The organism is Streptomyces chiangmaiensis (assembly GCF_036281785.1).
Classification (GTDB): Bacteria; Actinomycetota; Actinomycetes; order Streptomycetales; family Streptomycetaceae; genus Streptomyces; species Streptomyces chiangmaiensis.
Genome location: NZ_JAYWVC010000095.1, coordinates 20,968 through 30,287, shown reverse-complemented (window position 1 = coordinate 30,287; position 9,320 = coordinate 20,968). Strand labels below are relative to the sequence as shown.

The following is a 9,320-nucleotide window of genomic DNA, read 5'->3' as shown; positions in this document are numbered from 1 at the left end:
ACGATTGCGAACGCCTGCCACCCCCTCCCCCGTATTGCCCGGGACCTGCGGCGGCCCAGCCTGTGCAATACAGACCGGGCCTGGGACGTCCGCCGGTCGGGATGGATCGTCGCAGCAGGCGCGCGGGCACTCCGGTCGGCTCTGGTTCAACCGTTGCTGCGCCAGGAGCGCAGGCTGCGGCGAGTAACAGTCAAGATCTGTGGATCGTCGGAGTCATCGTCTGAGGCTCCGCTGCCATCGGATCTCGCCTTCGTGCCACTCGTCGGTGGGTGTGAGCCCGGCGGCAGTGGCGACAGCAGCGGATGCCCGATGTTCGGGGTGGATGTGGGCGATGACGGTGTGTACCGGCTGTCGGCTGAGCCAGTCGACGAGTCCTCGGGCTGCTTCGGTGGCGATGCCCCTCCCCTGCCACGGGGTCCCCACCACCCAGGCGATCTCGGCGACGGCGGAAGGGCTGACCGTCGCCTGGACTGTGCCCGTCAGGCGGCCCTCGTCACGGAGCCGGATCACCCAGTTCAGCCAGGAGACGGCCGGATCGGGAGAGCCTGCGGTCATGCGCTCGTACCGCGAGCGCAGGGCTTGCGGGGTGTCCGGTGTGCCGCCGGTGAAGGTGTACAGGGCGGGATCGGACAGCACCGCGGCCATCTCCTCGGCGTGCTCGACGAGCAGGGGCAGCAGGTCCAGCCGCCTGGTGCTGATGGCCTGGGCCACGAGGGCGCTCACGCCCGGGCCGCCTCGGGGCCAGGGCGGCGGTGCGTAATCTCATCCAGCAGCGAACTGCCGCTCGGCGTGGTGCCGTCCTCGTTGACTACCGCAAGCACAGGCGTGCCTTCCCGACCGACGCGGCAACGTCGGCCTTGCTCGACGACCTATCGATCGATCCATCGGGAAGGTACGCCTCCTTCCACCAGGAGTGAGCCACAGACATCCGAGCATTGCTCCCCTCAGACACCAGCCCGAGCACACGCGCGTGGCTCTACGCCTACACCGAAGACCTGGCAACCGAGCCAGGAAGACCGAGAAAAGTCAACCAAGGTCTGCCTGGACTGCTCGTGTGCGCACTCGCCGCTTCAGCGACGACGTCCGCCGTCGCCGCCACTGTGTCACCCACTCCCCCAGGACCCAGGCACGATACGAGCGCTACCCGTTCAGGCAGCAGAACGCGGGCCGAACACCCCTGGGCGGGGACAACGTGCAGGGGGCCGACACAGCGCCTGGGAGAGCGACCGCCACCGCGAAGGCGCCGCTCTGAGCAACCTTGGCCTCCCTTGGTCGAGGCGGGCCGTTTCGGTGGGGCCACCGACGCCCACACGAAGGCCCTGGTCGTCTTCCGCGAGACCGGCGTCCGCCACCACGACGACATAGCGCTGCTGGCCCAGACAGTCACGCACAACGAGCGCCAGGCTGTTCCAGGACCCAAGGGAATCTGCCTTCGGCCTGCTGACGTCCTCCTCCCGCGCAGTGCCTCCGCTCCAATAAGCGGGGATCCGGGGCTCGGTCAGTAGTCGACGTCGATGTAATCGATGTCGGTGAGCTCCACCAGAAGGCCCTGGGCACGCTGTCCGCGGTCTTTGAAGTAGATCTCCTGGAGGCCCTCGGCGACGATGTTCTGCAGTTGTTGCTCGGTGGCGCCGGCGGCATGGGCGTCGAAGAGGAGTTGGGCGTAGTCGGGTGGAAGTCCTTGGGTGATGGGCCGTAGCCGCGGGTCGTCGGTGGTGCCGGGGGCTGCGGTGAACCCGAATCTGGCTCGGGTGTCGATGTAGATGCCGCCGGTGGTGGCGGCTTGTTGCTTCGCTCTGTCCCGTACCCGGGGCTGCCAGCGTTTGCGGACCTCGGCGGCAAGCCGTTCGGCGAGTTCGCGGCGGGGGTGCTTGATTTGTCCTTTGAGGTAGCGCTCGACGGTGCGCTGGGTGATGCCGAGCAGGTCGGCTGCGGCCTTGGTGCCCTTGGTCTGCTTCACCAGGTACTGCATCTGCGTGCGCGCAGACTTCGGGATCGGGCGGGTGAAGTGTGCCGTGTCGGCTTTGTCGAGGCTGTCGGCGAGGAGGCCCATCGGTGTCTACTCCCCGTCGTCCTGGCTGGAGAGGATGCCGGTCTTGATGTGCCGGGCGATGTTCACGTCCGGTCCGTGCTCCTCCATCAGGCCTTCGGCCCACAGCACGCTTTGGGTGCCTTCGTGCTTGATCATGCCTGGTGACACGCCGAGCCGGAAGCCTCCGGGCAGGGGCTTGCCGTCTTGATAGGGCAGGAAGTCGAGTGGGCTGGGGCCGTCGGAGGCGTAGACGGCGCAGTCGGACAGGACCGCGACCGGATAGAGGCCGGCGTCGGTGGCGAGCTTGAGCATCTTGCGGTGCATGTTGATGCGGGCGTTGGCGATGACAGCAGCACGGATGTCGGGACGCCAGGTCGGGCGGGTGAGCGCGGGCCAGGGTTCGCCCGGGCGCCAACCGCCGCTGCGTGGCCGCTCGCGCAGCTTGCCGATGCCGCCCTTGACGGTTGCCTTGACGGCGCTGAGGACCGCGGCGGCGACGGGGTCGGTCTGCTGACAGGTGGCCATGGCGGCCAGGAACTGCTCTTCGGGCATGCCGGGGGTGATGCCGAGGTCGGCCATGGTGGCGATGTAGGCGTCGCGGAGCCGGGTGTACCAGGCGTCCAGGTATGGGCCGTGCTCGTGGCGCAGGTAGGCCTCGAGTGGGCTGACCGGGTGGCCGAGTTCGATCGCGTAGGCGACGGTGGGGGTGGCGTACCAGGCCGGACCCTGCGGGGGTTCGCCGTTGGGGGTGAAGGGGTTCGGCAGGCGTTCGTCGAAGGTGATGTGGGACAGGTCGACCAGCCACGCCCCCGGCAGTTTCGCGTCGAAGGCCGGTCGGCGGACGTGGACGGGGGCGGACAGGCCGATGGTGAGCCGGTTGGCGGCTGCCGCGAAGGCCATGTTGACGTCGATGCCGACCACGTAGGGCTTCATGCACTCGGCGTCGGTCAGCGGCCTCGCCCACTGGTAGGCCTCTTCGTTCTGGACCTGGTCGGGGGTGCGCTGGTGGAAGCGCGGATACAGGGCGGCGACGGCCGGGTGCCCGTCGGGGGCCTCCGGTGGCGCGCACTCGACCGGTTCGGTCAGCGAGCCGGGCATCGGGCCGGACACCCAGCCGCCGGTGGCGGGGTCTTTGACCGCGCGGGTCGGTGGGCGCAGCGCGGTCATCAGTTCCAGGCCGGTGACGGCGGTGGAGCCGCGCGGGGTGATCACGCGGGTGGCGTAGGTGCCGAGCAGGCGGGCGAGTTCGGCCGGCTCGAGTTGGTCGGCGGGGCCCCAGGCGCGGGTGTCGAACGCGTCCCAGGGCAGGACGGCGAACTGGACGCAGTGACGGCGTGTCCCTTCGGCGGTGCGGTAGACCCGCGCCCAGGGGCCAAAACCCCGCTTGGTCAACTTCCACTTCGTCGCAGCCAGTTGCCGGACGGCCTTGTGGTCGTCGGGCAGGCGCAGGCCACGCCGGTCCTCCAGCACGGGCGGCAGGCCGAGGCGTTCGGCGGCGGACGCGGTCAGCACGATCAGCGGGTCGGAGTCCTTGCCTGAGCGATGAAGGCGGGGCGCGCCGAGCTTCGCCTCGCGCAGCGTCCACTCCACCAGCGCCGGAAGGTCGGTGAGGGGGCAGTCCAGCACCAGACCGCCGACGCAGTACGCGGAGCCGTCCCCGTCGACGACGGCGAGCGGTCCGTTGGTGAAGCGCTCATCCGTGGCGGTCGAGGGCACCTTTGTCGCGGTGGCCTTTGCGGCAGCCGATCGGCGCGGTGCCGCTGATGCAGCAGCCGACGACGCAGGCTGCGCTTGAGGAGTCGCGATTGACGCGGGGGGCGCCGGCTGCGCTGCGGCGGCCGGAGGGGTGGGGCTCTGCGGTGCCGGGTCGGCGGCAGCGGGCTGGGGCGCGGGGAAGCGGGTGGCGAGGCCGTCCAGGAGCCGGATGTAGGCGGCCCGCTTGGGCGGCCGCGGCTCGGTACGGCCCGACTCCCAACCGGTCACCGTCTCCCGCCGCACCCTCAGAGCCTGCGCAATCTGCTCCTGACTCAGACTCGCCGCCTCACGCAGCCGCTTGCGCTCCGCCGGGGCAGGCAGCGCATCCGGCGCTGCAGCTTGCTCCAGCAAGGCATCGACCGCGGTGAAGAGCCTGTTCTGCTCATCGGACACAGCGTCACCTCCGCCCCCCACACTACCCGAAACGAACGCTCAATCACACGTCAATCGCACGTCACTGTGTTGACGGTGAGTAACTCGCATCGATCGCTCAGGGTCACGCGACGTCCATACAGAAAACCCATTTCCGGTTCGCCCTCCTCAGGTATGACTTCGCCGTCGGCGATCGCGTAGAGGTGCTCGACACGGGCCTTCTTGGCCGCGTAGTCGGGGTCACGGGAGGTCTTCCAGGTCTTCAGGCGTTGAAGGGCGACGCTAGCGGCCCTTCCGCACGAGGTCGGTGATGCGCTCGCCCTCGCTGATCGTGAGGGGGCCGGTCTCCTGCGCGGTGTCGCCGACCCCCAGCGCGGCCGCCAGCGTACGGCCGTGCAGGTCGAGGGCGGCCTCGGTCAGGGTGGTGAAATCGGCCACGGCGGCGCGGGCGCGGGCCCAACCGGTCAGGCCGATGCCTGCGGCGACCAGCACGGCAGGCCACCACACCACGGCGAGCAGGACGTAGGGCCCGGCCCAGGTTCCGGTGGCGACCGCGGCGGCGAATGCAGAGTGCGCGGCGGTGAGTTCGGTACGTGTGGCGTCGGGCAGGACCAGCCAGAGCCGGGACCAGCCGTATCTCAGGTCGAGTCCGTAGCGGTGGTACGCGATCGACTCCACGGCGTGGATGCGGTCGCCCATCCAGGTCGCCCTGCCCGGTTCAGCCATGGCCAGCCGGGTGAGGCGGTGGGCCACGGTGTCGATCTCGTCCTGCTGTTCGCGGGTGCGTGTGCCCGGGCTCGCGCGTTCGAGTGCCCGGCGCTCCTCGACGAGCCGGTGCCAGTGCGCTCGCCTGCGGGCCGTCCGCGCCGCCGCGACCGGGCCGAGGGGGCGGGGCCACTGCCCCAGCCAGACGCGCCGGGTGACTCCGGCCAGTGCCTGCACGACGAAGCCCGTACCGGCGGCGGCCGCCAGTACGGCTACGACGAGTAGTGCCTGTGCCCCGGTCGGCAGGTCCGCGATGGTGGTGGCGGCGTTCTCGGCCTGCCGGGTCAGCAGTGCGACGTTCCACGCGTCGGCGTGGCCGAGGCTGACGGACAGCCACACCCCGCCGAGGAAGAACGCACCGGGTAGCACGAGCAGGCTGATCCACCGGTCGGCCAGCGTCTTGGCCAACTGCTGGAAGAACCCTCCCACCTGCGCTACCTCCGCTCCATGAGCCGGCCCATGACGGCGCAGCGCGGGATCGCCCCCGCCGGGGGCGGAACCGCCGTCCGGTCGCAGGCGCCGTCCGGGCAGCGGAAGGCCTCCTGACGGGCGGTGCCCGGCCCGGCTCCCGGCAGCCCCGTCGCGAGCGTCCGCAGGGTTGTCTCACGATCGGTGTTCAGCAACTGGCCGAGCAGGGTGAGCACCGGGCGCCGGGCCCGCGCCTCGGCCCTGATCCGTTCCAGCAGTTCCTGACGTTCCGTGGAGTGGTGCCTAGTCTCGCTGATCAGCGCGTCGAACTCCTGGCACAGCGTGGTCAGGGCCGATCGTTCGGCGTCCACCCGCCCCCCTTTTTTTCCGTCAGTGAGCCGATAGTCTCACGGTCGATGTCCTCCGACCACCGGCCCGATCCGGAGCTCCTGAACCAGCAGGCGGTCGACGTGTTGAACCGGGCCATCCGGTTGCGTGACCCGGTCCTGCTGGGCACCTGCATCGTGTTGTTCGAGGGCGTCGTCGCCATGACACCTCACCGCCATCCGCACCGCGCCACCCGCATGTTCAACCTCGCCGAAGCCCACCGGGCGCGGTATGCGCTGACGGGACAGGGGGGCGACGCCGACCAGGCGATCGGCATCGGGCAACAGGCCATCGCGGCCCTCCACGACGGCGACCCGAACACCGCGCTGATCCTGTCCAACCTCAGCGCCACCCACCTCCTGCGGTTCCAGCGGGTCGGGCACCCCAACGACCTGGACCGGGCTATTCAGTTCGGGGAACAGGCGGTTGTCGCGACCGGCGCCACCCCGAACATCGCGGTGTACCTGTCCAATCTCGCCGCGGGCTTCCTGCTGCGGTTCGAGGCAACCGGAAACATGGCGGACCTGGACCGCGCCATCGGCACAGGCGAGCACGCGATGACCGCCACCCCTGCCCACTCCCCTCACAGGTCGACAACCCTGACCAACCTCGGCACCGCCTACCGGGCGCGGTTCAAACGGGCGGGCCGTCCGGTGGACCTTGACCGCGCCATCGGCATCGGGGAACAGGCTGTCGCCGCCGACACCGCCGGCCCGAGTCGAGTGACCGTCCTGTCCAACCTCGCCGTCGCCTACCACGACCGCTTCGAGCGGACCGGGAGCCTGGCCGACCTGGCGCGGGCCATCGAGCATCACGAACACGCGGTGGCCGCCACCCCGCACGACGCTCCAGACGGTGCGGTCCACCTGTCCAACCTCGGCATGGCGTACCAGGCGCGGTTCGACCGGCTGGCGGACGTGGCCGACCTGGACCGGGCCATCGACCACCTCGGTCGTGCGGTCGCCGCGACGTCCCACGGTCACCGCCAGTTCGCGACGTTCCGGTCCAACCTCGGTATCGCATACCGGGCGCGGTTCGATCGGCTGGGGGACGTGGCCGACCTGGACCGGGCCGTCGCGCATCACGAACAGGCCGTGGCCGCCACACCGGCCGACCACCCGGATCTCGCGTACCGCCTGTCCAACCTCGGCCTCGCCTACTGGTCCCGGTTCGCCCGCACCGGGGAGGAGTCCGATGTGGACGCGGCCATCGACGCCGAAAGACGCGCGGTGGCCGCCACGCCGGACGACCACCCCGACCGTGCGATGCGCCTGAACAACCTCGGCGATGCCCTCCAGCAACGATTCGAGCACAGCGGCAGCCTTGACGACCTGAACCGGGCCATCGGCCACAAGGAACGTGCCGTGGCCGCCGTGCCGTCCGACCACCCGAGCCGGGCACTGTACCTGTCCAATCTCGCGGTCGCCTACCAGGCGCGGTCCCGGCGCAGCGGCGCCGGGACCGACTTCGACCGCGCCGTCGACGTCGCGCTCCTGGCGCTCGCGGCCACCCCCGCGGACCATCCCGACCGGGTGCTGCGCCTGTTCAACCTCGGACGGGCCCATCAGGCACGGTACGAGCACTCGGGCGATCCGGCCGACGTGGACCGCGCCGTCGACCTGGCGCGGGAGGCTGCCGTCGCCGTCCCCGCCGACCACCCGGACCGCGCACGGCATCTGTTCAACCTCGGCAACGCCTACCGGCTGCGGTTCCAGAACACCGGCGCCACGTCGGACCTCGACCGCGCCGTCGACGCCGCGGAACGGGCGGTCGCGGCCACCCCCGACGAGCATCCCAGGCGTGCCGCACGCATCTACCTCCTCGGAACCTGTTACACAAGGCGGTGGAACACCGGCGGCGCCCTCGACCGGTCGCTGATCGCCCGGCTCGCGGAGGGTGCGCTCGCGGCCACGACGGCGCCCCCGTTCGACCGGCTCCGCGCCTGCTGGGCGGCCGGCCGGCTCGCCTACCTACTGGACGAACGGCACACCGCCCGGCTGCTGCTCGACACGGCCGTAGAATTGCTCCCCTTGGTCGCGGCGCGGGAGACCTCATCGGCGGACCACGAACACCGCCTCGGCGCGAACCGTGGACTGGTCGGCGAGACGATCGCCGTGCACTGCGCCCTTGACGATCCGGGCGGCGCGGTCCGGGCCGGTGAGCTGGGCCGGGCGGTCCTGCTGGCGTCCCGGCTGGCCCTGAGGACGCCTCTCGCCGATCTCGAAGCCGAGCACCCCGCACAGGCCCGCCGCCTGCGCCGCGTTCGCGACGCCCTCAATGCGCCGGATCCCCCAGCCATGGCGCCGCCCGGCGGCCAGGACCTCGACCACGTCGACCGGCGTAAACGGCTGTGGGCCGAGTACGACGCCGTACTGGCGGAGATCCGCCGGCTGCCGGGCCTTGACCGGTTCCTGCTCCCGCCGACGTGGACCGAGCTGCGGCCGACCGCCACCGGCGGGGCGGTCGTGCTGCTCAACGCCGGCCTGCAGCGGTGCGACGGCATCGTCGTCACCGCCGACGGGCCCCCGCTGCTGGTGCCGCTGCCCGAACTGCGGCTGGCCGACGTCGAGGCGCGGGCCGCCGAGCTGACAGAAGCCACGCACGACGCCGGCTCGTTCACCGGCGAGCTGCGCCGGCAACGGGTGCTGACGGAGCTGCTCGGCTGGCTGTGGGACACGGCGGTCGCGCCGGTCCTCGAGGCCGTCGAACGCCGGCTCCGCCCGGACGACCACGTACTGCCCCGCGTGTGGTGGATGCCGACCGGGCTGCTCGGACTGCTGCCGCTGCACGCGGCCGGGCGCCCCGGCCAGGCCGGGGCGCTCGACCGGGTGATCTCGTCATACACGCCCACCCTGCGCGCCCTCGCCCATGCACGCGGACGCCCGGCCTCGACGGCCCTGCACCGGCTCACAGTGGCCCTCGACCAAACCCCGGGTCTGCCGGACCTGCCGGCCACTGCCGCCGAGGCGGCGAGCCTGCACACCGCCCATCCCGACATGCCACTGCTCACCAACGAGCAGGCCACCGAGGCCCGCGTGACCGGCGCGCTCCCCGAGGCGAGCTGGGCGCACTTCGCCTGCCACGCCGGCACCGACCCCGACGCGCCCTCCCAAGGCGGGCTTCACCTCCACGACGGTGTGCTGCCCATCGCAAAGATCGGCCGCCTCAACCTCCGCGAGGCCGAACTGGCATACCTGTCCGCGTGCTCCACCGGACGAGTCGGCTGGCGGCACGCGGACGAGTCCATCCACCTCGCCTCCGCGTTCCAACTGGCCGGGTTCCGGCACGTCGTCGCGAGTCTGTGGCCACTGGACGACCGCGTCGCGGCCGGCGCGGCCGACCACTTCTACCGACTGATGCCGGACACGCCGTCCGCCGACGATGCGCCGGTCGTGCTCCACCGCGTCATCCGGCGCCTGCGCGCCGAGCACGCCGGCCGACCACACCTGTGGGCGTCACTGATCCACAGCGGGCCATAGTCCGGACCGGCCCCGAACTTCGAGGCCAGGCGGTCCTCGACGACCGCCTGGAAGGCGGCGAACTGTTCGTACTCGTCGCCGGCATCGACGATGGCCTCCGCGACCATGGCATTGCCCCCGAT

Annotated in this window: 7 protein-coding genes and 1 pseudogene; 2 read left to right on the top strand and 6 right to left on the bottom strand. The window is 71.2% G+C overall.

Features of this window, described 5'->3' with window-relative positions; all coding sequences use genetic code 11:
* Positions 1–213 precede the first annotated feature (213 nt).
* A complete protein-coding gene (locus VXC91_RS24745; protein WP_329509531.1) occupies positions 214–723 on the bottom strand; it encodes a GNAT family N-acetyltransferase in 510 nt (169 codons plus the stop codon).
* Between the two features lie 545 nt (positions 724–1,268).
* Between VXC91_RS24745 and VXC91_RS24740 the strand changes: the two genes are divergently transcribed.
* Positions 1,269–1,505: a hypothetical protein gene (locus tag VXC91_RS24740; protein ID WP_329509530.1), complete on the top strand. Its 237-nt coding sequence runs from the start codon at positions 1,269–1,271 to the stop codon at positions 1,503–1,505.
* On the opposite strand, the gene tpg is transcribed toward VXC91_RS24740, so the two are convergent.
* The 5 genes and pseudogenes from tpg to VXC91_RS24715 form a co-directional block, all read right to left on the bottom strand.
* A complete protein-coding gene (gene tpg, locus VXC91_RS24735; protein WP_329509529.1) occupies positions 1,499–2,053 on the bottom strand; it encodes a telomere-protecting terminal protein Tpg in 555 nt (184 codons plus the stop codon). The two genes, VXC91_RS24740 and tpg, sit on opposite strands and share 7 nt — an antisense overlap.
* Before the next feature lie 6 nt (positions 2,054–2,059).
* A complete protein-coding gene (gene tap, locus VXC91_RS24730) occupies positions 2,060–4,180 on the bottom strand; it encodes a telomere-associated protein Tap (RefSeq protein ID WP_329509528.1) in 2,121 nt (706 codons plus the stop codon).
* A gap of 112 nt (positions 4,181–4,292) precedes the next feature.
* Positions 4,293–4,440: pseudogene (locus VXC91_RS24725) on the bottom strand (IS630 family transposase); the annotation flags it as partial.
* Position 4,441: 1 nt separating this feature from the next.
* Positions 4,442–5,353, bottom strand: a complete 912-nt coding sequence (locus tag VXC91_RS24720; RefSeq protein ID WP_329509527.1) for a hypothetical protein — start codon at positions 5,351–5,353, stop codon at positions 4,442–4,444.
* Positions 5,354–5,358: 5 nt separating this feature from the next.
* Positions 5,359–5,703, bottom strand: a complete 345-nt coding sequence (locus tag VXC91_RS24715) for a hypothetical protein (protein WP_329509526.1) — start codon at positions 5,701–5,703, stop codon at positions 5,359–5,361.
* A 45-nt stretch (positions 5,704–5,748) separates the two neighbouring features.
* Here VXC91_RS24715 and VXC91_RS24710 point away from each other — a divergent pair, with 45 nt between their 5' ends.
* Positions 5,749–9,198, top strand: a complete 3,450-nt coding sequence (locus tag VXC91_RS24710; RefSeq protein ID WP_329509525.1) for a CHAT domain-containing protein — start codon at positions 5,749–5,751, stop codon at positions 9,196–9,198.
* The last annotated feature ends 122 nt before the right edge of the window (positions 9,199–9,320 follow it).

Coding starts and splice junctions, on each gene's coding strand:
- VXC91_RS24710 (WP_329509525.1), top strand. CDS start 5,749: ATGTCCTCCGACCACCGGCCCGATCCGGAGCTCCTGAACCAGCAGGCG.
- tpg (WP_329509529.1), bottom strand. CDS start 2,053: ATGGGCCTCCTCGCCGACAGCCTCGACAAAGCCGACACGGCACACTTC.